The organism is Natrinema amylolyticum (genome assembly GCF_020515625.1).
Lineage (GTDB): Archaea > Halobacteriota > Halobacteria > Halobacteriales > Natrialbaceae > Natrinema > Natrinema amylolyticum.
Map to the genome: position 1 here is coordinate 1,884,704 of NZ_JAIWPJ010000001.1, position 22,562 is coordinate 1,907,265.

Annotated in this window: 24 protein-coding genes; 14 read left to right on the forward strand and 10 right to left on the reverse strand. The window is 65.6% G+C overall.

From position 1 onward, the window contains the following. The first annotated feature begins 104 nt into the window (after positions 1–104). Entirely contained in the window at positions 105–1,412 is a 1,308-nt protein-coding gene (locus tag LDH66_RS09245) for a DUF7345 domain-containing protein (RefSeq protein WP_226480764.1), read from the forward strand. Between the two features lie 37 nt (positions 1,413–1,449). Here the strand turns inward: LDH66_RS09245 and LDH66_RS09250 are convergent, their stop codons facing one another. Both LDH66_RS09250 and LDH66_RS09255 read right to left on the reverse strand, forming a co-directional pair. After that, entirely contained in the window at positions 1,450–2,229 is a 780-nt protein-coding gene (locus LDH66_RS09250; RefSeq protein ID WP_226480765.1) for a hypothetical protein, read from the reverse strand. Positions 2,230–2,524: 295 nt separating this feature from the next. Further along, entirely contained in the window at positions 2,525–3,520 is a 996-nt protein-coding gene (locus LDH66_RS09255; RefSeq protein ID WP_226480766.1) for a radical SAM protein, read from the reverse strand. Positions 3,521–3,646: 126 nt separating this feature from the next. On the opposite strand from LDH66_RS09255, the gene LDH66_RS09260 reads away from it, so the two are divergent. Together LDH66_RS09260 and LDH66_RS09265 are read left to right on the forward strand one after the other, a co-directional pair. Next, positions 3,647–5,554: a PAS domain S-box protein gene (locus tag LDH66_RS09260; RefSeq protein WP_226480767.1), complete on the forward strand. Its 1,908-nt coding sequence runs from the start codon at positions 3,647–3,649 to the stop codon at positions 5,552–5,554. A 206-nt stretch (positions 5,555–5,760) separates the two neighbouring features. Then, entirely contained in the window at positions 5,761–6,876 is a 1,116-nt protein-coding gene (locus LDH66_RS09265; RefSeq protein WP_226480768.1) for a DUF373 family protein, read from the forward strand. Between the two features lie 109 nt (positions 6,877–6,985). On the opposite strand, the gene LDH66_RS09270 is transcribed toward LDH66_RS09265, so the two are convergent. The 3 genes from LDH66_RS09270 to LDH66_RS09280 form a co-directional block, all read right to left on the reverse strand. Further along, on the reverse strand, positions 6,986–7,828 hold the full coding sequence (locus LDH66_RS09270) for a polyprenyl synthetase family protein (RefSeq protein WP_226480769.1): 843 nt from the start codon (positions 7,826–7,828) through the stop codon (positions 6,986–6,988). A 135-nt stretch (positions 7,829–7,963) separates the two neighbouring features. Continuing rightward, entirely contained in the window at positions 7,964–8,920 is a 957-nt protein-coding gene (locus tag LDH66_RS09275; RefSeq protein WP_226480770.1) for an electron transfer flavoprotein subunit alpha/FixB family protein, read from the reverse strand. Then, the gene (locus LDH66_RS09280; protein ID WP_226480771.1) at positions 8,917–9,708 is read right to left on the reverse strand and encodes an electron transfer flavoprotein subunit beta/FixA family protein; all 792 of its coding nucleotides are present in this window, start codon (positions 9,706–9,708) and stop codon (positions 8,917–8,919) included. Before LDH66_RS09280 ends, LDH66_RS09275 begins: the two co-directional genes overlap by 4 nt. 203 nt (positions 9,709–9,911) lie before the next feature. Between LDH66_RS09280 and LDH66_RS09285 the strand changes: the two genes are divergently transcribed. The 4 genes from LDH66_RS09285 to LDH66_RS09300 all read left to right on the forward strand — a co-directional run bounded on the left by LDH66_RS09285 (position 9,912) and on the right by LDH66_RS09300 (position 12,773). Beyond that, positions 9,912–10,397: a TRAM domain-containing protein gene (locus LDH66_RS09285; protein ID WP_226480772.1), complete on the forward strand. Its 486-nt coding sequence runs from the start codon at positions 9,912–9,914 to the stop codon at positions 10,395–10,397. Between the two features lie 178 nt (positions 10,398–10,575). Further along, entirely contained in the window at positions 10,576–11,568 is a 993-nt protein-coding gene (locus tag LDH66_RS09290) for an MBL fold metallo-hydrolase (protein WP_226480773.1), read from the forward strand. Between the two features lie 127 nt (positions 11,569–11,695). Next, positions 11,696–12,049: a hypothetical protein gene (locus tag LDH66_RS09295; RefSeq protein WP_226480960.1), complete on the forward strand. Its 354-nt coding sequence runs from the start codon at positions 11,696–11,698 to the stop codon at positions 12,047–12,049. 265 nt (positions 12,050–12,314) lie between these two features. Next, positions 12,315–12,773, forward strand: a complete 459-nt coding sequence (locus LDH66_RS09300; protein ID WP_226480774.1) for a Tfx family DNA-binding protein — start codon at positions 12,315–12,317, stop codon at positions 12,771–12,773. A gap of 29 nt (positions 12,774–12,802) precedes the next feature. Here LDH66_RS09300 and sugE read toward each other — a convergent pair whose 3' ends face one another. Beyond that, the gene (sugE, locus tag LDH66_RS09305; RefSeq protein ID WP_226480775.1) at positions 12,803–13,126 is read right to left on the reverse strand and encodes a quaternary ammonium compound efflux SMR transporter SugE; all 324 of its coding nucleotides are present in this window, start codon (positions 13,124–13,126) and stop codon (positions 12,803–12,805) included. 117 nt (positions 13,127–13,243) lie between these two features. Here sugE and LDH66_RS09310 point away from each other — a divergent pair, with 117 nt between their 5' ends. Continuing rightward, on the forward strand, positions 13,244–14,029 hold the full coding sequence (locus LDH66_RS09310) for an SDR family oxidoreductase (RefSeq protein ID WP_226480776.1): 786 nt from the start codon (positions 13,244–13,246) through the stop codon (positions 14,027–14,029). A 192-nt stretch (positions 14,030–14,221) separates the two neighbouring features. Further along, positions 14,222–15,124: a DUF5518 domain-containing protein gene (locus tag LDH66_RS09315; RefSeq protein WP_226480777.1), complete on the forward strand. Its 903-nt coding sequence runs from the start codon at positions 14,222–14,224 to the stop codon at positions 15,122–15,124. A gap of 51 nt (positions 15,125–15,175) precedes the next feature. On the opposite strand, the gene ubaA is transcribed toward LDH66_RS09315, so the two are convergent. Next, positions 15,176–16,018, reverse strand: a complete 843-nt coding sequence (gene ubaA, locus LDH66_RS09320) for an SAMP-activating enzyme E1 (protein ID WP_226480778.1) — start codon at positions 16,016–16,018, stop codon at positions 15,176–15,178. A gap of 182 nt (positions 16,019–16,200) precedes the next feature. Here ubaA and LDH66_RS09325 point away from each other — a divergent pair, with 182 nt between their 5' ends. The 4 genes from LDH66_RS09325 to LDH66_RS09340 all read left to right on the forward strand — a co-directional run bounded on the left by LDH66_RS09325 (position 16,201) and on the right by LDH66_RS09340 (position 19,795). Further along, positions 16,201–16,386, forward strand: a complete 186-nt coding sequence (locus LDH66_RS09325) for an HVO_0416 family zinc finger protein (protein ID WP_226480779.1) — start codon at positions 16,201–16,203, stop codon at positions 16,384–16,386. A 150-nt stretch (positions 16,387–16,536) separates the two neighbouring features. Continuing rightward, a complete protein-coding gene (locus tag LDH66_RS09330) occupies positions 16,537–16,695 on the forward strand; it encodes a DUF7563 family protein (RefSeq protein WP_222916395.1) in 159 nt (52 codons plus the stop codon). Positions 16,696–16,757: 62 nt separating this feature from the next. Next, positions 16,758–18,635, forward strand: coding sequence for a UvrD-helicase domain-containing protein (locus tag LDH66_RS09335; RefSeq protein ID WP_226480780.1), 1,878 nt, complete (start codon positions 16,758–16,760; stop codon positions 18,633–18,635). Then, positions 18,632–19,795 carry a M24 family metallopeptidase gene (locus LDH66_RS09340; protein WP_226480781.1) on the forward strand — a complete coding sequence of 388 codons (1,164 nt, stop codon included), beginning with the start codon at positions 18,632–18,634 and terminating at the stop codon, positions 19,793–19,795. The genes LDH66_RS09335 and LDH66_RS09340 overlap by 4 nt, the downstream gene beginning before the upstream one ends. 218 nt (positions 19,796–20,013) lie before the next feature. Here LDH66_RS09340 and LDH66_RS09345 read toward each other — a convergent pair whose 3' ends face one another. From LDH66_RS09345 to LDH66_RS09355, 3 genes are all read right to left on the reverse strand, one after another. Further along, a complete protein-coding gene (locus LDH66_RS09345; RefSeq protein WP_226480782.1) occupies positions 20,014–21,087 on the reverse strand; it encodes a DUF7972 family membrane protein in 1,074 nt (357 codons plus the stop codon). Positions 21,088–21,208: 121 nt separating this feature from the next. Further along, positions 21,209–21,394 (reverse strand): hypothetical protein, encoded by a 186-nt coding sequence (locus tag LDH66_RS09350; protein WP_226480783.1) that lies wholly within the window; start codon positions 21,392–21,394, stop codon positions 21,209–21,211. Positions 21,395–21,501: 107 nt separating this feature from the next. Beyond that, positions 21,502–21,753: a DUF7533 family protein gene (locus LDH66_RS09355; protein ID WP_226480961.1), complete on the reverse strand. Its 252-nt coding sequence runs from the start codon at positions 21,751–21,753 to the stop codon at positions 21,502–21,504. A gap of 121 nt (positions 21,754–21,874) precedes the next feature. Here LDH66_RS09355 and LDH66_RS09360 point away from each other — a divergent pair, with 121 nt between their 5' ends. Then, positions 21,875–22,480 (forward strand): riboflavin synthase, encoded by a 606-nt coding sequence (locus LDH66_RS09360; protein WP_226480784.1) that lies wholly within the window; start codon positions 21,875–21,877, stop codon positions 22,478–22,480. Positions 22,481–22,562: the final 82 nt, after the last annotated feature.

Below are 22,562 nucleotides of genomic sequence, written 5' to 3' on the forward strand. Positions count from 1 at the left end.
TTAACGAGACTCTCACGGGCCAGTAAACCGTTTACGGCCGTCAGTAACGTTTTATTTTCCGATGGAAAGTGTTTTTTCCCCCGGGAAACCACCGATTGGTACGCATGCGGATGTCCACTGCCGCCACACTCGCCCTCACGGTCCTCCTTGCTACAACCACGCTGGGGGCAGTGGCCGCCACACCGTCGGGACAGTCCCAGCCGACGGCCGAGCGGTCCCCACCAGCGCCCTCGCCGTCCACCGCCGTCATCGAGCCGTCGAACGCCGTCTCGTCCGCGGCGGCTCCGCCGCCGCTCGAGCGACCCGATACTCGGCAGGTCATCAGGATTCGAGTCACTGATACCGGGAACGCGGAATGGACGATCGAGAGCCGATTCCGCATAACGAACGAGACGGAGGCCGACACGTTCTCCGAGTACGCCGATGCGGTCGTCTCGGGTCAGCGAGACGTCCGGTACGACCCTCGGTTGTTCACGCGGTACGCGAGTCTCGCGGCCGAGTCGACCGGCCGCGAGATGGCCATCGAGAACGAAGGATGGGGCGAATCCCGAATCGAGGAGCGCGAGCGCGAGAACGACCAGCCGTCGGACGGAGAGCCCGTTCGGATCGGCGTCATCTCGTACACGTTTACGTGGACGAACTTCGCCGTCGTCGACGGCGACCGGATTCACGTCGGTGATTCGTTCCAGAGCGATGACTGGACGATGCTTCGGACGGTGAGTTCCGGTCAGCGGCTCGTCATCAAGCCGCCGTCAAACTACGGCTTCGTCGATGCGCCGACGGGGACGGAAAACGGTGCGCTCGTCTGGGACGGTCCCCACGAGTTCGACGAGAACGGACTCCAGATCACCATTCTGGCGGGCGCTGGTCCGGCTTCGCAGTCACCCCGCTTTCCGGGCGGCGGATGGCTGCTCGCTGCCGTGCTGGGCCTCGTGATTATCGTCGGTGCCGTGGCATATCTGCTCACGCGGCGGGGTCTCGAGATCCCCGTCTCGTCCGACCGGCTTTCGTCGCTCGAGATCGCCACGAGACTCGATCGCGACGGGGGCGTCGACGACGGCGAGACCGCCACGACCAACGGAAACGACGGTTCCGAAGCGGACACGCCCCCGACGGCCGACTCGGCCGCCGCTGGCGACCCCGGCAGGGGGACCCACCTCGAGTTCGAGGAACCGGTCGAAGACGAGATCGACCCCGAACTGTTGAGCGACGAGGAACGCGTCCTGCGACTACTCAAAGAAAACGGCGGTCGGATGAAACAGGGCTCGATCGTCTCTGAGACCGGGTGGTCGAACGCCAAGGTGTCCCAGTTGCTCTCGAAGATGGCCGACGACGACGAGATCGAGAAGCTCCGAATCGGTCGGGAGAACCTCATCACCTTACCGGGCGTCGATCCGACCGAGGTCGATTGATTTTCGCGCACTACACGCTCGATCACGTGGCCGTCGACTAGTTCTCGCTCGGTTCCGATTCGTCGGTGGTCGAATTCGAGCCGTCAGCGCTCCCGTCCGGGTTGTACTGGATTTCCCTGCCCACGGAGTCGTAGATATCGTCCCACTCCTTGTCCTCGTCCATCAGGAAGACCTCGACGGTCAGTGGGCCCGCGCCGAACTCTTCGATACCGGCCGGCCGAACGTCGATGTGATACGTCCCGTTCTCGTCCATGCGAACCTGTCCAGTGCGCTCGACGAGTTTCTGCTCGTCCTCGTTGATCTTGACGAAGAAGTACGGTTCGCCGATCACGTCGCCGTGTTCCGGCGGATCGACGTTCTCCATGCTGGTGTTGGCGGTGACCTCGAGATTGAAGTTCGAGTAGCCGTCGCCGCGTTCCGCGGGCGTTTTGTCGACGAACTCGACGGATTCGATCCGGTCTTCGCGCTTGTCTTCGAGCCCCCCACCGTCTTTCCGGTTCGGTTCCTCCGGTGGAGTCCACTCCGCGTTCGCGGTGTCGTCTTCGACGGATCCGTCGTCAGTGTTCGCGTCTCCATCGTCAGTGTTCGAATTTCCGTCGTCAGTGTTCGCATCGTCCTCGGTTCCGTTCGAGTCGACAGTGTCGTCGGGCTCGGTTTCCCCGTCGTCGGAGCCGTTCGTTCCCGTTTCGTTTTCAGTCAGTGACTCTGTATCACTCTCGCTCGACGGCTCATCCGCTTGTGATCCCCCGAGGGCGCTACACCCGGAGAGTGCCACGAGCAGTGCGACAGCGATGACAGCGACGGTTCGGAATTGCATCGTACTCCGACGTACCGGACTGATCGTCATTATTACAACCCGAATAAGCGATCGCAGCTCGTTCGCCGATGGACGGAACGGAACCGGTTTGAAACGGCCGCTTTCGAACGTTGTACGCCGCGGGAGGATCGTTATACTATACAAAAATCGTCACCCGTCCGATTCCCGTCTTCGCGCGGGTAACCGTGCGAACGGTCCGCGGGACCGAAGATCCCGCGCTACTTACCCTCTCCAAAAATCTCTCCTGCGAGAGCGTCGTCCTCGCCGGTCCTTCGCTTACTCACGGTCAACCGACTTACGCCAGCGGCGTCCGCTCGACGACCTGTCCGTCGTAGGTCGGATACTGCTCGACGATCTCGCCGTCCTCGAGGTCGCCGTCCTCGATCATCTCCTCTAAGAGCCACCAGGCGACCTCGACGTGGTCGGTCTTGACGGTGTAGAACTCCTCGGGGACGCCGAGAGCGTCGAACTCCTCGGGGTCAGCGCGGGTCTTGCCGTAGACGAGCGTGCCGTCGTCGGTGACGTCGTCGAACTCGCGGCGGATGTTTCGTGCCATCCGTTTGAGGCGACGGCGGTGTTGGGCCGCGTCTTTGAACACGGAGGTACAGAAGTAGACCTTCTCGTGATCGCCCATCACGTCGAGGATCTCCTCGCGGGAGCCGTCGACGGCGCTCATGTGGTCTTCCTTGAGTTCGTACCCCTGTTCTTGCATCCGGCGGTAGTTCCCGTCGCTCATCTCGAACTCGTTGACGTTACAGAACTCGGCCGCGCCCTCGTCCAAGAACTCGAGGAACTCCTCCTCGGCGCGGATGCCGGGAATTTCGAAGGCAGGGGTCAGCCCCTCCTCGCGGGCGATGTGGAGGATCTCCTCCCACTCGGTGCCGTGGAGGTCGCCCCATTGTTCGTAGGGCGGGTGGAAGCGAATCTCGTCGAGCCCGGCCTCGGAGAGGCGGCGCATGTTCTCGCGGCCGCCGGTGATGCCGGTGTAGAGGTGGGTGTGGTGGTCCTCACCGAACTCGTCTTTGAGAAGCTCGAGGTAGTGACAGGTCCGCCCGAGCGCTTCCTGGGGTTCGCCGCCGGTGATCGAGGTGCCCAGCGCGTCCATCCGGTGGGCTTCGGTCAGCACGTCCTCGTCGCTCTCGACGAGTCGTTCGTTGGCGTAGATGTCCGTGACGTTCTTGCGGTTCTCACCGAGCGGGCAGTAAAAGCAGTCGCGCTGGTCGCAGTATCCGTAGACGAACAGCACCATCTTGCCACCTTTCGCGCACTGCTCACAGCCCTTCGAGATCATTCGAGGGAACATACCCACCCAAGCCTCAAAAGCAGTGCGGAACTGAGGGAGCCTGCGTGGGTATCCCAACCGTCTGTGCGACGGCCACATACTATTATACGGTGGGGGCGGAACGTAGCGTATCCGATGGCCCCGGGGATTCACGTCTTGTACGTTGACGACGACCCGGACACGTGCGAACTGGTAGCGACGGTTCTCGAGCGAACGAGCGAGGCGTTCGACGTGACGACCGCCGACGGCGGTCGCGAGGGACTGACGATTCTCGACGGCGGGAGTGGCAGCGACGTTGACTGTATTCTGAGCGACTACGACATGCCCAGGATGGACGGACTCGAGTTCTTCGACGCGGTCCGCGACCGCGATCCGGCGGTTCCGTTTTTCCTCGTCACCGGGACGGAGCCGGGCGCGATCGCGACTGACGCTATCGAGGCGGGGATCACCGACTACGTGCGAAAGAGAAAGCTGTCCGAAAGCGCGCAGTCCACGATCCTCGCGAATCGAATCGAGAACGCCGTCGAGAAACGCCGTGCCGAACGCGCTCGAGCCGAGACCGACCGCCGACTCGAGCGATACCGGACGCTGGTCGAGAACGCCGCCGATCCCATGTACGCGCTCGATGAGACCGGGTCGATCACGGCGGTCAACGACGCGATGGTCGACTGCGTGGGCGACGATCGAGACGAGTTGCTCGGATCGTCCGCCGAGGCCCTCTTTACCGAGGAAACGGTCGAGCGGGCGACCGATGCGCTCCGAGGCGCACTCGAGGCGGATCCGACCGACGGATCGCGCTTCGAATCCGCGTTCGAAACCGGTGACGGGAATCGGCGGATCAGCGAGACGAACGTCACGCCGCTGGTCGACGACGACGGTTCGTTCGCCGGCTCGGTCGGCGTCGTTCGGGAGATCACGAGCCGCAAGGAGCGCGAACGCGAACTCTCGGAGTACGAGACGATCCTCGAGACCGCGCCCTTCGGCCTGTTCGTACTCGACGCGGACGCCACCCTCGTCTGGGCGAACGACGAATACGCGTCCGGCTTCGAGGAGAGCACGGACGAACTCCTCGGGATCGAGTTTCCGAAACTCGTCGACCGCGGCTACTATCGGGACGCATCGACCGACCAGTATGTCGAGAACGTCCGGACACTCCTGTCCTCGGACAACGACTGCGAGACGGCCACGTACAACGTCCGATTTCGCCCGGCCACCGGTGACGAGCGAATCTACGACGTTCACACGAAGCTCCTTCCGCTCGAGGACGGCGAGTTCGCCGGGACGGTCCACGCGCTCCGAGATATCACCCAGCAACAGCGCTACCGGCGCGAACTCGAGCGCCAGAACGAGCGACTCGAGGAGTTCGCCAGCCTCGTGAGCCACGATCTGCGGAACCCACTGAACGTCGCCCACGGGCATCTCGACATGCTCGACGAGCGACTCGACGACCAACACGTCGACGAACTCCGGTGGTCGCTGTCGCGAATGACGGAACTCGTCGACGGGCTCTTGCAACTGGCCCGTCAGGGGAAGATGATCGGCGAGCAGGAGCGACTGTCCCTCCCATCGGTGGCTCGCGAAGCGTGGGCGACCGTCGAAAGCACCGGTGCCCGCCTCGAGATCGACACCGCCGCCGAGATCTACGGCGACGAGTCCCGGGTACGGGAATTGCTCGAGAACCTGTTCCGAAACGCCGTGGAGCACGGAACCGATGGCGGCGGAGGCGACGACGCTGATCCGCTGGTCGTTACGATCGGCACGATCGACGGGACCCACCAGTCGGCCGACGACTCTCCTCATTCGGGCGGGTTTTACGTCGAGGATACCGGGCCGGGACTGCCGGCCGACCGCGAGTCGCTGTTCGAATTCGGCTATACGACGGTCGAAGACGGTACCGGGTTCGGTCTGGCGATCGTCGAGCAGATCGCCGAGGCCCACGACTGGACCGTCACCGCGCGCGACCGCGACGGCGGCGGTGCCCGCTTCGAGATCGGGGACGTGACCGTTCCGACGGACGCTCCCCGTTCCTCGAGTTCGCTGTGAGAGACGGACCTGCGAGAGGCGGGTAGTCGTCGGGAATTCAAGGGTGTCGGGTATGCCGAAGCGGGACGAGCGATTCCCCGTCGAGTGCGACTCGAGTATCAACGATCGACGCCGATCCGGACGAGCCGGTATTCCGCTCGTCCTCGTGGCCGGCAATTCTTTCGTCCCCAGAAGATGGAAATACCTCGCGCTCGAACGTTCGATCGATGCTGCTGGTCCTCTGTGTCGATCTCGACGACGATCTCGGTCGCAAGACCGGGTTCTCGACCCCGGTCATCGGTCGCGATCCGGTCGAGGAGGCGGCCGTCGCGCTCGCGACCGCAGACCCGGAGGACTCCGACGTCAACGTCATTTTTCAAGGGGTAAATATCTACGACGACCTCACCGAACGCGACGAGAGCGTCGAGGTCGCCGTCGTCACCGGGAACGACGAGGGCGACGTCAGCGCCAACCGCGAGGTCGGTGACGAAGTCGATACCGTCCTCGCGAGCCTCTCGACCGCGGAGGACGTCACCGCGCTGGTCGTCACCGACGGCGCACAGGACGAATCCGTCATCCCGATCATCCGCTCGCGCGTCCCCATCGACGGCGTCCGGCGGGTCGTCGTCCGACAGGCACAGAACTTGGAGTCGATGTACTACACGATCAAGCAGGTGTTAAACGACCCCGAAACGCGCGGGACGGTGCTCATTCCGCTGGGGATCCTCCTGTTGATCTACCCGCTCGCACTGGTCGGTTCTGTACTGGAGATGCCCGGCTTCGTGCTGGGGACGACGTCGGCGCTGCTCGGCTTCTATCTCATTTCGCGGGGACTGGGCCTCGGCGACCGACTGGATGCGGCCGTCGAACGCGCTCGCCGCTCGCTGTACGCCGGCCGAACGACGCTGCTGGCGTACGTCGTCGCCGCGGCGCTGTTCGTCCTCGGCGGGGTCAGCGGGATGGACACCCTCGAGTCAGTTCGTGCGTCGACCGACGGCACGCTCGAAGCGCCCGTCATGCTCGCGGCGCTGGTCAACGGGGCAATCCGCTGGTTCGCCGCCGCGGGGCTGACCACCAGCCTCGGACAGATCACCGACGAGTACATCGCCGGCTCGCTCGAGTGGCGCTATCTGAACGCGCCCTTCTACGTGCTCTCGATCGCGGTCGTCCTCCACGCGGTGAGCGCGTTCTTCCTCGAGGATGTGGGGATCACCTATCTCGCGGCGGCGCTGACGGCAGGGACGCTGCTCGGAATCTCGAGTACGCTCACCTTCGCCGTCGCCGAGTCGCGGTTCTCGGACGCGGATCGGGACGAGGGCCGGCGCGGGGCCGAACGGGTCTGATCGGCTATTTGCGTCGCGAGCGCCCGAACCGCTTCTCTCGCTTTCGGCGTCGCTCACTCGCTCGAGTGCGGAGTCTCTTTCGACCGCCAGAACGGTGTCCACTCCCCAGCTATCGTTCCCGCTCGACGACGAATTCGGCGAGATCGAGGAGGTACTGCCGCGCTTCGGGGTCGGCGACCTCGACCCGATCGAGGGCGTCGATCGCCCGATCGGCTTCCCGCCGAGCGTGGGCGTTCGCCTCGTCGGGCGTGAGATCCGTCACCTGGACGACCGACGGGCGCTCTAAGGCGGCGTCGTGACCGGTGGGTTTGCCGAGTTCTTCGGGATCGGCGACGGCGTCTAACACGTCGTCCCTGATCTGGAAGGCGACCCCGACCCGTTCGGCGTACTCGCCGAGTGCCTCGACGGTGACGGGATCGGAGTCGGTGGCGATCGCCCCGAGTTCGGCCGCGGCCCGGAACAGCGCGCCGGTCTTGCGCCGTGCCAGCGTCATATACTCCTCCTCGTTCGCGGGCTCGGCCGAGAGCTCGGTCGCCTCGCCGATGCCGAGTTCGACCATCGCCTCGGCGACGACGCGCGTGGCGTCCGGATTCGCCGAAAAGAGTGCGAACGCCTCGCCTAATAGCCCGTCGCTGGTAATGATCGCCGGCCCGTGGCCGAACTCGGCCCAGGCGCTGGTCGTCCCGCGCCGGAGTTCCGAGCGGTCGATGATGTCGTCGACGACGAGCGAGGCGCTGTGGACGAGTTCGATGCCGACGCCGAACTCGACCGCGTCCTCGGCCCGTCCGCCGACCGTCTCGCAGGCCAGTAGCGTCACCATCGGTCGGACGCGTTTCCCGCCCGAGAGCGCGACGTGGCGAACCTCCTCGCTGAGCGTCTCGGGTTCGACCCCCTCGACTACCTCGACGAGACGCTCCTCGATCAGCGCCCGTCGGCGCTCCAGCAGTTCCATCACCCGCGCTTAGGATGGGGTGGAAAAGTAGCTAACGGATTGACTGCTTTCCGCTCGAGGCGAGAGCGACCACTCTCGCAAAAAATCTGGACCAAAAAAGCCCACGAGCGTCCGTGACGCTCGCGGTACTCTCGCTTACCCTTCGAACTCTTCGATGAGTTCCGGCACGACGTCGAAGAGGTCATCGACGATCGCGTAGTCGGCGATGTCCATGATCGGCGCGTTGGGGTCGGTGTTGATCGCGACGATCGTGTCCGAGCCCTTCATTCCGGCGACGTGCTGGACCGCGCCGGAGATACCGATGGCGATGTAGACGTCGGGGGTGACGACCTTTCCGGACTGACCGACCTGTCGGTTCTTGGGCAGCCAGCCGTTGTCGACGATCGGCCGCGACGAGGACAGCGTCGCGCCGAGCGCGTCCGCCAGATCACGGATCAGGTCGAGGTTCTCCTCCTCTTCGATCCCGCGGCCGATCGAGACGAGGAGTTCGGCCTCGCTGATGTCGACGTCGCCGCCGCCGACTTCCTCGAAGCCGTTGACGGTCGAGCCGATCGCGTCCTCGTCGATCTCCGCGTCGAATGCCTCGATCGCGGCGTCGCCGGTGCCCTCTGCAGCGGGCCACTCGGCACCGCGGATCGTGACGACCGCGTCGCCCTCAAGTCGGTTGGTCGTCTCGACCTTGCCGCCGTACATCTCGCGGGTCGCGACGAGCGTCTCGCCGTCGTTGTCGAGGTCGATCGTGTCGGTGACGACCGGCAGATCGAGTTCGTTGGCGACCGCGGGCGCGTAGTCGAGTCCGTTGACGCTGTTGGGCGTCAGGACGTACTGGGGGGCGACCTCGTCGTAGAGCTGCGTGATCGCCTGCGTGTAGACGTCGTGGTTGAACTCCTCGCCGTGGTCGACGGTGTGGATCGCGTCGACGCCGTCGCGGTTGAGCTTGTCGGCGAAGTCGTCGACGGTGCCGCTGATGACCGCGAGGTGGAGGTCGCCGCCGGTCTCGTCCGCGAGCTGGCGGCCGGCCGTGATGAGCTCGTAGCTGACGTCGCGCAGTTCGCCGCGGCGGTGGTCCGCGACCGCGAGGACGTCCGTCATTGTGCCACCCCCTTGTCGCGGAGCAGGTCACCCAGCTCCGAGGCGGTCTCTTCGGGGCTTCCCTCCCAGAACGTCGCGTCGCTCTCGCTTTCCGGCTCGTACATGTCCGTCAGCTCGAGTTCGGTTTCGATAGTGCTCTCGTCGACGCCGATGTCGGCCAGAGCCTTGACGTCCATCGGTTTCTTCTGCGCCTGCCGGATGCCCCGGAGGCTGGCGTAGCGCGGCTCGTTGATCCCCGTCTGGATCGTCAGGACCGCCGGCAGCTCGATGTCGGTCAGCTCCTCGACGCCGCCCTCGAGTTCGCGTCGGACGGAGGCGATCCCGTCGTCGAGGTCGTGCTCGAGGTGGTTGACGACGGCCCCCCACTGGAAGCCGAGGTTCTCGGCGACGGAGACGCCGGTCGCGGCGAAGCTGTCGTCGCCGGCCTGGACGCCCGAGAGCACGAGATCCGGGTCCTCTTCCTCGATGACGGCGCTCAGAATCTCCGTCTTCGCGTTGACGTCGAGCAGGTCGACGCCCTCGAGGGAGTCGTCCCAAACGCGAACGGCGCGGTCGGCACCCTTCGCGAGGGCCTGTCGGATGGTCTGTTCGCACTCTTCCGGACCGATGGTGACCGTCACGACTTCGTCGGCGATGCCGTCCTCTTGAAGCTGAACGGCCTCTTCGATCGCGTAATCGTCCCACTCGTTGAGATCGGCACCGAGGTACTGCTCCGCGATTTCGGTTCCCTCGATTTCGAACTCGTCTTCGACGGTCGCCACCTCTTTGACCGTAACGAGAATTTTCATCATCTATCACTGCTACGTCCATACCGTAAACCTTTTCGAAACCGCCAGTCGTATGGAAGTCGTTCAGTTACCATATTTTTCAGATCCTGTCGCTGACGTTATGGTTGCTATCTGCACCTTCGCTGTTCGCTACCAGCGTTTCGTTCTGTGGCCCCGATCCCCAAGACGGAAACGGTTTAACGCCACCGCTGGTAGTGGCGATCATGGCAGACTGTCCACTCGCCGACGACTGCCCGGAATTCTCCGAACGGATTTCGGGAATGGGATGTCAACACTACGGCGACCGGGGTGGCAAGGAGTGGTGTAACCACTACGGCCAGCCGATCGAGGATCTCAAGACGCAGCCGGTCAAGTCGGGCGAGGAAGTCGTCATCGACGTCGTCGACATGCACGAAAGCGGTGCCGGCGTCGGCCGCACCGAGGACGGGTTCATCGTGATGGTCGACGGCGTCCTGCCGGAAGCCCGTGCGCGAGTCGAGATCACGCGGGTCCACAGCAATCACGCACGCGCCGAGGAACTGGAACTCCTGCCGATGGACGCCGACGGTGAGGACGTGGACGCGGACGGAGACGAGGCGGCCGACACGGGTGTGGACGGCGACGTCACGGCCGACGACGAAACGGACGACGGCGACGACGGCCCCGAGCGCGAGCGACTCGGCAGCCGCGATAACTTCTGGGGCTCGTAACGCGCCCTCGAGTGGACAGGCAGGCGGAGCGGTCGCGGTCGGTTTCTGACGATTTCGTCTCGGTAGCGACACCTCGGCCGGTTCCAGCCGAGAGCAGCGATCGGCGTCCCGTCCGCCCTCCGCTTCGCGACGTGCCGCTTCACACAACGTTTTCTCGGTTCCCGTGAGATGTGGGTGCATGGAACGCATTTCGCTCTCGAACTCGGCGTTCGAAGGCGACAACAACGCCTACCTCTTCGCCGACGGTTCGGAGACGGTACTGATCGATACCGGCGACTGGATGGCGACGACTCGCGAGCAACTCGAGGCGGCCCTGTCCGAGCGCGGACTCGAGTTCGCCGACGTCGACCGGATCTTTCTGACTCACTGGCACCACGACCACTGCGGACTGGCCGGCGAAATCCAGGCCGAGAGCGGTGCCGAGGTGTACGTCCACGCCGACGACGCGGCGCTCGTTGAGGGCGACGAGGACGCCTGGGACGCGATGTACGACCGCCAGAAGCGGTACTTCGAGGAATGGGGGATGCCCGAAGACCGGCAGGACGTCCTGCTCGAGCGGATGGCCGACGGCGAGACGACGGTCGAGACGCCGACCGTGACGGCGTTCGAAGACGGCGACACCTTCGCAGTCGGCGATACCGAACTCGAGGTCGTCCATACCTCCGGTCACGCCGCCGGTCTCAGCATGTTCGAAGCGGTCATCGACGGGGAACGGCAGGTCTTCTCCGGCGATGCCTTGCTGCCCGTCTACACGCCCAACGTCGGCGGCGCTGACGTCCGCGTCGAGCGCCCGCTCGAGAAGTACCTCCGCGCGCTGCAGGGGATCGTCGACGCCGACTACGCCCGCGCGTGGCCGGGCCATCGCGACCCGATCGACGATCCCGCCGGGCGAGCCCAGTATATCATCGACCACCACGAAGAGCGTTCCTGGCGAGTTCTCGACGCGCTGGACCGACTCGGTCCCTGCGATACGTGGACCGTCAGCGCTGAGCTGTTCGGTGACCTCGACGGCATCCACATCCTCCACGGTCCCGGCGAGTCCTACGCGCACTTAGAACACCTCGAGCGAGCGGGGACCGTCGTCCGCGAGGGCACCGAGTATCGACTCGCCGACGGCGTTTCGGACGAACTGGCCGCGACCGACGGGGAGCGCTGGGACCTCGAGTACTGAGTCGCGACGCGTCGGTCCGTCGCGGCCGGTCTCCGACCCGCTCGAACCCGCCCGCGATTCGGTCACTGTCGCGGCCGGATCTAATACCGAGAAGTATTTACTCGAGTCCGAGTTAGGAATGTGTATGATGTGGCAAGACCTGATATTCCTCGCCGGAAGCGTCCTCTCGATCGTGTTCCTCGCGCCGACAGTCCGCGACGCGACGGCGAACATCCCCCTCGGCTCGAGCGTCCCGTCGATGACCATCGGTGCGATCTATGCAGTCACGTACGCGACGATGGGAATGCAGTTCTCGGCGCTCGGCTCGCTCGGCGTCGCGGTGATGTGGTCGCTGATCGTTTCCTACCGCTCGCCCGGCCCCCACGACGGCCCCGCAAACGTCGGTCGGTTCTACCGGTCGCTGCTCCGACAGGCGCGACAGACCGTGAGCGGAACGCCGACCGACGACGAGTACGTCGCGCCCAGTCAATCAGCGGACTGAGACCGACTCGCGCGTTCGCTCCTCGAGATCCCTCGTTCTCCGGTTCGGTTTCGGCCGACGGCCGATCGGTTTCGCTCCGCCGACCGTGTGAAACCGGTGTCTTTGCGGGCAGCGTCTCCGAACACACAGCCACTGGTGCCGCGATCGACCGCCGGTATCGAAGGCGGAGAGCGGCGGTGCCGGGACCGTGGAAGCTTTGATCCCGCCGAAAGCTAGTTCACACTATGTACACGCGAGCCCGCGAATTCGGTGGGGGGGAGTCGCCGTGATCGACGACGTCGAGGAACTCCTCGAGGAGATCGGCTTCGATCCGGAGACGAGCGTGTTGACCTATCGGCAGGCGCAGGTGCTCGCGTTGCGCGAGCGCGACGTCTCGCAGGCCGACATCGCCGATGCCCTCGGTACCTCGCGGGCGAACGTCTCCTCGATCGAGTCCAGCGCCCGCGAGAACGTGGCGAAGGCCCGCGAGACGGTCGCGTTCGCGGAGGCACTCCGCGCGCCGGTCCGGGTTCGCGTCTCGTCCGGAACCGACCTCTACGACGTTCCACAGATGGTCTACGACGCCTGTGACGAGGCCGGCGTCAAGGTCGACCACACCGCACCGGACCTGATGAAGATCGTCAGCGACGCCGCGGGATCGGCGGTCACCGGCCGTCAGGTATCGACGCCGCTGATCGTCGGCGTGACGTCGGAGGGCATGGTCCGGGTTCGACATCAAGAGTGATCGAAGCGGTGGCGGGGAGGGCGACGTCGTCAGTGACCGCCCGAGACGAGATTGAGGCCGACGATTCCGACGACGATGAGCGACAGAAACGCGAGCCGGGCGAGGGTCGCGGGTTCGTCGAGCAGGACGATCCCGAGCGTCGCCGTTCCGACCGCGCCGATTCCGGTCCAGACCGCGTACGCGGTTCCGATGGGCAGGTCCCGGACCGCCCGTGCGAGGAGGACCATGCTCAGGAGGAGCGCGACGGCCGTCCCGACCGTCGGTACCGGTCTCGAGAGCCCGTCGGAGTAGTGGAGTCCGATCGCCCACGCGATTTCGAACAGTCCCGCGACGAACAGGAGCAGCCAAGACATCGTGGTATCCCGTCCGGCCTCGTCCGTCTATAGTACGGCGATATTCGATCGGCAGTCCGGGCGCGACCGCGCTCCGAATCCCCGAGTGATTTGTATCCCCCCGCCGTCGCTCCGGATATGGACTTCGAACTCGACGGCAACAGCGCACTGGTGACCGCCTCCTCGAGCGGCCTCGGCTTCGCGAGCGCACAGGCGCTCGCCGAGGAGGGCGCGAACGTCGCGATCTGCGGCCGCGACGCGGAGCGGCTCGAAGCGGCCCGCGAGGACCTCGAAGAGACGGCGACCGGCGAGGTGCTCGCCGTCCAAACGGATCTCACGGACCCCGACGACGTCTCACACCTCGTGAGCGAGACGGTCGACGCCTTCGGCGGGATCGATCACCTCGTCACGTCCTCGGGCGGCCCGCCGAGTACCACCTTCCTCGAGACCGACGAGCAGGACTGGTACCAGGCCTACGACCTGCTGGTGATGAGCGTCGTCTGGACGATCGAGGAGACCTACGACCACCTCCTCGACTCCGAGTACGGGACGATCACCTGCATCACCTCTCGCACGGTCCGGGAGGTGGCGGACGGCTTGCTACTCTCGAACTCGGTGCGCCGGGGCGTGATCGGCCTCGTCAAGACGGTCTCACGCGAGTTCGCGCCGGAGATCCGGGCTAACGCCGTCCTCCCGGGAACGATCGAGACGTCCCGAATCGAGGAACTACTCGAGGCCAGAGTCGAACGGGGGACCTACGACGATTACGAGGAAGGACTGACGGCGATGGCAGACGACATTCCGATGGACCGCATCGGCGATCCGCGAGAGCTCGGCGACGTCGTCGCCTTCCTCTCGAGCCCGCACGCGAGTTTCGTCACCGGAGCGGAGATCCCGATCGACGGCGGGCTGCTCCGGAGCTAACGCCGTTTTTTACAGTATCGGACGGAGCCTCATCGCCGCTGCCGCCGTAACGCTACTGTCACCGCCGCTGCCGTAACTTGCCCGCAGTTCCCGCCTGGTTCCGACCGCGAACCGGGTCAGGGCGGTGGCGTGAACTATCCGCTCGAACGACACTTTCAATGCGAAGCGAGTAGTGACAATAAACTAATCACAATGCCCCCGCTTCGAAACACCCTCGCGGACCTGACCGACGAGCGGTTCCGAACGGCGGTCCTCCTCGGAATCGCGTCGATTCCGTTCACGGTCGCCCTCTCGTGGGAGTCCGCGCCGACGTCGTTTTCGGTGACGGCCGTCGTCGCCGCCGGGCTGCTCGCCGGCCTCCGCTACGCCGACCGCTCGGCCGAGAACGGGGACGTCGGCCTGCTCGAGGGGTACCGCTACGGCAAGCGACCGGCCGTGAGCCGCCGGGCCGGTGTGGTCGTCGGGGTCGTCGGGTCCGTCCCGGCGGTCGGCTGGGCGACCGTTCGCGTGCTCGAACTCGCGTGGACAGTGTCGGGGTGGCGGACCGCGGCCACCGCCGTCGTGCTGCCGGTCGTCGTCCCGTTCGTTGCCGTGCTCTTCGCGCTGTCGGGCGGGGTCGGCGCGGCCGTCGGGGACTGGCTGGTCGCCCGGATCGATCGGGCTCGAGACGAGGTGGCGTCGCGAGCGAATTCGGACTCGGAGGGCGACGTCTCCGGCTGGTGGCGGTGGGTCGCCGCGTACATCGTCTTCGTCCCGACCGTATTGGGCTACGCCTTCGGCGTCGAGCCCGAGCGCGGTGCCGGACTCGTCCTCTCGGTGCTGGCGCTATTCGTGCTGGTACCGTTCTCCGTCTTCGTCGCCGTCGCGCTCTTCAAGGACGCGATCACCCTCGGCGAAGTGGGACGAGGCTGGGCGCCCAACTACTGGGCGTACGTCGGCGTGCCGCTCGGCGCCTACGCGGTCGCGTATCTGGCGGCGACGATCGGCCAGTCGACGAACCCGTCCGGAGTCGGCGTCTACGCGTTCCTGATCGCGCTCTGGCTCTCGTCGGTCGTCTATCTCGATCACCGGCGGCGGTACGTCGACGCGTCGTAGTTCGGTATTCCCGCGCCGCTGCTCTCGCGCCGTCGACCGCCGCGCCGAGGCTCAGTCGGCCGAGATCTCGCAGGTCCCCTCGTAGGCCACGTCCGAGACGGACTCGATCTCGGGATCGTCGCCACAGACCGGACACGCCGGGTTCGGCTGGACGGGGACTTCCTCGAAGCTCATGTCCATCGCGTCGTACATGAGGAGCCGCCCCTCGAGCAGCTCGCCCTTCCCGAGGAGGTACTTGACGACCTCGGTGGCCTGGATGCAGCCGACGGTGCCGGGGAGGACGCCGAGGACGCCGGTCGTGGCGCAGTCGGGGACGGTGCCCGGCTCGGGCGCTTCCGGGAAGACACAGCGGTAGCAGGGCGGTGAGCGGTCGCTGTCCTCCCCGCGCTCATTGGTGAAGGACGTGATCTGTCCTTCGAAGCGGTAGATCGCACCGTGGAACAGCGGCGTCTCGGTGAGGACGCAGTGGTCGTTGAGCAGGTAGCGGGTGGCGAAGTTGTCGCTGGCGTCGAGAACGACGTCGTATTCGGTGACGAGGTCGTCGACGGTGTCGGCCGTGACGCGGGTCTCGTGGGTCTCGACGTCGATGTCGGGATTTAGTGCCGCGACGTAATCGGCCGCGCTGTCGACCTTCGGTCGCCCCACGTCGGCGTCGCCGTGGACGATCTGGCGTTGCAGGTTCGACCGCTCGACCACGTCGTCGTCGACGATTCCCAATCGGCCCACCCCGGCCGCGGCGAGATACTGGATCGCCGGCGATCCCAGACCGCCCGCGCCGACGACCAGGACCGAGCCCTCGAGCAACCGTTGCTGGCCCTCGGGGCCGATCTCGTCCATGATGACGTGCCTCGAGTACCGATCGAGTTGGGTCGCGTTCAGGCGCAGGTCGCTCATACCTGCCCGTTCGTGCGAGAGCGAGAAAAGTCCGCGGGTCGAACCGATCCGTCGACTGGTTTGGTGGGGGAACGCGACGACGGATCGATTCCGTGGTCGCCGGAACGACGCGTGGCTGCGGAGAGGTGGCAGGATCTTCACTGACCCAACGATTTAATAGTGTGGTGTACGTTCACACACCTATGGCAACCTCACCCAATGATGCCGGTGACGACGTCATCGATCAATTCCTGGCCGATCGCGGTCACTCGGTCGAACGAGTAGGGTGGGAGCAGGAGTATAATAAGAAGCAATGTCCCGACTGTGGCGGTCTCCACGACACGTCGGCCAGCTCCTGTACCGTCTGCGGGTGGGAACCAGCGCCCTGACGCGCGGTCGTTGCGGAGGCGACTCCCGACGGCCCGTCCCTGACCTTTGCGGCCCGTTCTGAACGAGACACCGTCCCCTCGAGCGATTTGTATCTATACTGATCCGACACAATTATAATGCATTACTGACCATATCCGGGTGAGAAGAACATGCCGGAATGCCAGAACTGCGGCGCGTTCGTCACGGACGCGTACGCCCGGGTATTTACCCCCCGCGATGTCGACGAACCGCGCGTCTGTCCGGACTGTCAGGACAAGATTCGCGACGGTGCTGACGTCAGAGACGCCCGCTCTCCACGCGATCCCTGACCCCGATTTCTGTCGACGAAAACCCACGTCACTTATGGGTGTCGCGCTCTTGTTCAGCTACAATGACTACGACGGACACGACGGTTACCCGCCTATTTGGTGGTCCGGGAAGCGGGAAGACGACCGCCCTTCTCGACCGCGTCGAGGAAATCCTCGAGCAGGACGGCGTCACCTTTCGCGACATTCTCGTCGTCTCGTACACGCGAGCGGCGGCCCAGGAGGTTCGGGAACGCCTCGCCGAACGACTCGACGAGAGCCCGCGTGCGCTGCAGGGCAACGTCTGTACGATGCACGCCAAGGCCTACGAGCTGCTCGATCTCTCTCGAAGCGACGTCATCGGCGAATCCGACAAAGAGGAGTTCTGCGACGAGTACGGCATCGAGTACGAGGACGAGTATTCGGGTGCCGGCCGCCGGACCGCCCGGTCGACGACCATCGGCAACAAGGTCATCGCGACCAGCCAGTGGCTTCAGCGGACCAGCCGTGAGGTAACCGACTGGTACGACGTCCCCTTCCAGTGGGACGAAGAGGAAGTCCGTCTCCCGCCCGAAATCGACCCCAACGCCCAGGAGGGCAACAAGTACACGCCGACCTGGCCCAGCGACGACGACCGGATCGATGTCCCCGAAGCGATCCGCGCGTGGCGCTCCTACAAGGGCGAACACGGCAAGATCGGCTTCGCCGACATGCTCGAGCGAGTCGAGCAGCGCTCGCTGCTGCCGAGCGTCGACTATCTGGTGATCGACGAGTTTCAGGACATCACCACGCTGCAGTACGACGTTTACGAGGAGTGGAAGCCCCACATGGAGCAGGTCCTGATCGCCGGCGACGACGACCAGGTCGTCTACTCCTGGCAGGGTGCCGATCCCGCACTCCTGCTCGAGGAGGAGGTCGACGAGGACGTCATTCTCCCGAACTCCTATCGGCTGCCGTCGAACGTGCTCAACGCGGTCAACAAGGAGATCCGCCACATCGATCAGCGCCAGGACAAGGACCTCAAGCCGCGCACGGAGGGCGGTGCCGTCGAGGCCCAGACGAACGGATCGATGCTCGACGTGGTCCGGATGGTTCGCCGCACGCTCGTCGGAGGCGACGGCACCGTGATGGTGCTGTTCCGAGCACGGTACCAGATGTTCCAGTTCATCGATGAGTTCATCACCGAGGGCGTTCCGTTCACGTCGCTGACCGACCAGCGGATGTGGACCGACCGGCTCACGCAGTACGTCCGCGCCGTCGAGGCCATCGACGCCGGCGATGACGTCACCGGCCTGCAGGCCCGGCGACTCGCCGACATGCTTCAGGAGTCGGCCTTCGGCACCGAGGACCGCGACGATCTCTTCGACGAGATCGACGACCGACAGGAGGAAACCGGCATCGAGGACTTAGAAGACCTCATGATCCCCGCCGAGGTCGTCGAGGATCACGCCCCGTTCATGCCCGGCCCCGAGTCGGCCGCCGACATGCTCCGGAAGGTCACTAACTTCCAGAAGAAGAGCGTCCGCTCCTACTTTGCGATCGGCGAGTATCAGGGGATGGACACCGACCGCGTCCGCGTCGGCACGATCCACTCCGCGAAGGGCCGCGAGGCCGACCACGTCCTCGTCGGCACGGATCTCACCGAAAAGGTCGTCGAGCAGATGGTCGCTACCGTCGACGACCCCGAGGACATTCCCGGCTGCGAGGAGTTCACCAAGACCACCTCGCCGGTCCCGGTGCTGACTGACAACGAACGCCGCGTCTTCTACGTCGGAATGTCTCGGGCCCGCGAACGACTCGTTCTCCTCGAGAACCTCGTCGACGGCGCGCCGACGCTGCCGATCGACGTCCTGCTCAAGAATCGGCTCACCGATTCGACCCTCGAGGAACTGATCGAGCAGGCCCAGGAACCCGTCCCCGACGCGGACGCGGACGAGGTCGAACCCGAAGCCGAAGCGCCGTGACCGGTGGGAACGGCGGTGTTACGGACGGGGACCGAGTCGATGACAACGCTTCGTTTCACCGCGAGCGACGCGACCACGCGGCCGGCGTCGTGTCGGCCGTCCTCGACGAACGCGGTGCGACCGCGTTCGTCCACGTCGGGGCCGATCGCGATCCGGGGATCCGGTACGGTCGCCCGACGGACTCGTCCGGCCTCACTGCGATCGCGTACGACGGCGCCGAAAGCGAGTGGCTCGTCCGATCGGCGGGCGACGACGCGAGCGGCCACCCCGCCGAGCGCCTCGCGTCGGCTCTCGTCGACCGCGGGCTCGAGGGCACAGTTTTGACCCCGCCGCGAGTCCCACACGACGCCGCGCTCTACCTCGAGGGGGCGGGCTTCGAACTGGCGTCGACGGACGCCCTCGAGCGGGCGCGAGCGACGAAGACGGACGGCGAACGGGAGCGGATCGCGGCCGCCCAGCGAGCAGCGAGCGCCGGGATTCGGCAAGCGGCGTCGATCCTCGCCGGCGCGACGGTCGTCGACGGGCGGCTCGCGGTCGGCGGCGGAGACGGGACCGAGAGCGAGCCGCTGACGCCCGCTCGACTCCGGACCGCGATCGACGAGGCGATCGTCGGCGCGGGCGCGTTTCCGGCCGGCAACACCGCCGTCGATCCCGACTCGAGCCGGGACTCCGAGACGGACGCCCCGCTCCGGCCGGGCGAACCGATCGTTCTCGAGGCCGTCCCCCGCGGGCCGGCCGGCTACTACGGCGGCCTCGTTCGGACGCTCGTCGTCGACAGCGACGGCGGCCGGGAGCGGCGAGTCCACGTCGCCGTCACGCAGTCGTTCCGATCCGCGCGATCGATGCTGACCGCCGGGACGGAATCGGTGACCGCCGTCGAAGCCGACCTCGAGGCGGAGGTCCGCTCGTTCGGCTTCGCCGAGGGCGACGCGATCGAAACCGAGGTATCAGGTGTCGGACTCGAGCCCCGCGAGCGACCGATCGACGGCGGCGACGACGTCGGTCCCGGAGCCGTGGTGCGACTCGACGTGGCCGGCCAGGTCGAGGCGGACACCCGGATCCGGATCGCCGACGTGCTGGCGATAAACGACGCGGGCGAGCGCCCCGACCGGCTCGCTGCGCCGTCGCAATCGCTCGAGCCGACCGCGCTGCTCGACTGATTTTTCGGAGAATACTCGAGTACCGATAGAGTGGCCACTGAGCCGCACAAATACTACCAAAGACGGGGATTGCTTGTGCTGACAGCAGGGAATCGCCACGCCGTCCCCAACCGATTCGCTCGCACGGAATCGGACCGTAGTTCGCTATCGGCTCACTGCGGCCCAGCGCGCGCAACTGCACGCGATCCAATGGCGAGAGTACCACACCTCTTCTCGCCTCAGTCGTCGCTCGCCCCCGCATCGTACGCCGTCTCGCGGTCGGCGTCGAGCACGAACGGCCCCTCCTCGGGGGTCCGTTTCGTCACGTTCGCGGCCCGGAGCACGTACGACGTGAGGACGGCGTAGGGCGCGAGCGCGATCGTGTACGCGAGGCTGATGAAGACCGTCAGCGGCGTGTAGCCGAGGACAGTGACGTTCGGGAAGAGGCCGGAATCGAGCGCGAGCAGCACGTACGTGATGAAGACGATCGCCGGGAGCGAGACGGTCAGCAGCGTCGTCGAGAGGTCCGAGAGCTCGAGCTTGTAGTAGAGCGTCTTGAAGTACTCCCGACAGACCATGAGCGTGTGGAGCGTGTCCATGATGTCCTCGATGACGCGCTTCTCGGCAGCGGTGAGCTGGTCGCCGTACTCCGTGAGAATCCGCCGCGACTGGTAGAGCTGCCACGAGGAGTCGTAGTTCAGTCCCGTCAGTAGTTCATCGGTCGAGCCGTTCGGAACTCGAGAGAGCGTCGTCAGTACCTCCTCGGTGTTCGCATGAATGTCCGCCTGCAGTCGATCGACCGCGTCGCGGTACTCCCGACCCGCGGCCCCCTCGAGGCGCTGTAGCTCGTCCGCTCGCTCCTTGATCGATCGGAGGACGACCGCGGTGAACTGGCCCGGTCGCGCCGGGCTCACGTCGACGATGTCTCGGTCCTCGAGTCCCCCCTGGAAGTCGATCGTCGTATCGACGCGTTCGGACTGATCGCCCAGCGACGTGAGTTCCTGGGAGATCCCGACCGCGGCGATCGAGACGACGATCGAGACCAGCAGGATCGTCCCCGACAGCAGCGTGTTGAACACGGTCTGGACCATCGTCGTCTCGCTCAGCAGGTCCTGGTACTCGATCGGCCAGATCCCGCCCAGCACGAGCAAGACGGCGAAGACGGCGCCGAGCAACGCGGTCGCGACCCGCTCGCGGTCCCCGTCGAACAGGATCCATCGCTTGACCCGATTCTCGCTCGAGCGGTCGAGCCGCCCCCTCGAGGTCCCGACGCGGTCACGGGCGGACCGGAGCAGTGACTCGCCATCGATCATCGGTAGATGGCCGACAGCCTCGACGGGTAAATAGCCACCACCGGTCGGCGGTCGCCGCGCTCGGAGAGGGACCGTTCGGACGCGCCTCGCTCGACGAGCGATCGCCGCGGTACCGGACGATTCAGGACTGTGGGTTCCACTCGCAGGCGGAACCGGCCGTCAGGTTCTCGTCGTCGATGTACTCGCTCAGACAGGCGTAGTTACAGAACTTCCTCGCCCGATCGGCGCTGTCGTTCTCGCCTTCGGTCACGTACACGGGATCGTGTCGCTCGACGTCACTGCCGCAGTACGTGCATGCGGTTCCCATATCGGCCCTTCCGTCCGGAGTCGGGAAGGCGTTGTGCCGGTGGTGTCGTCCCGTCGAACGACGTTCGTCGCGAGTCGATCGCGGGATCGAGTCGAGTCGGTACAGCGCTATCGATCGTCGTCCGACTCGGACTCCGGCTCTTTCGCGACCGTTCCGACGACCCGTTTCGCTAGCATTTCGGGAATATCGGTGGGCATCGTCAGCCAGTGCTGGACGGCCACGAGCCCGATCGCGAGCCCGATGAGCGCCCCACCGAACGCGGTCTGTCCCTCCGTGAGGAGTCCGATTCCGGCGATTGCGGCGGGAAGTGCGAAGACGAGCGTGCCCGCGAGTTTGATCGTATCGATGATGCCGGCCATTGCGGGGAGATAGTGGGGGTACTGCCAAAAGCACGACGACAAGTCGCGCGGATCGACGCGTCCCGGTTCGATCGCGGTCGGACCCGGAACGGCTTTCCCCCGTCGCCCGTCAGTTCCGGACATGTTCACGGGGATCGTCGAGGAGACCGGCGAGATCGTCGCTCGAGAGCGAACCGACGACGGCCTCCGACTGCGGATCGGGGCCGACGAGGTCGCGACGGGGCTCGAACACGGCCAGAGCATCAGCGTCAGCGGCGCGTGTCTCACGGTCGAGCAGTTCGCTGCTGACGAGTGGTTCGAGGTCTTCCTGGCGACGGAGACCGTCGAGCGGACGTATCTGGGCGACCTCGCCGAGGGCGACGCGGTCAATCTCGAGCGGGCGATGCCGGCGGACGGCCGGTTCGATGGCCACGTGGTGCAGGGCCACGTCGACGCGGTCGCGACCGTTTCGAACGTAGAGTCGGTCGAGGAAGACTGGTTCTTCGAGTTCGAACTCCCCGAGGGGTACGATCGCTACGTCGTCGAGAAGGGGTCGATCACGCTCGACGGGATCAGCCTGACCGTCGCGGAGCTGGACGCGGAACGCGGCCGGGTGACCGTTGCGATCATCCCGACGACATACGAACTGACGACGCTCGCCGACAAGGAGCCCGGCGATCCGATCCACCTCGAGGTCGACGTGCTCGCGAAGTACGTCGAACGGCTGCTCGAGGCGCGGTTCGACTGACGGCCTGCGGTTCCCTCTCCTCCTCTCGCTCTCTCCTGGCGACGGTCGCAACCACGGTTTAGTGGATGGGTGTGGGAGGGTC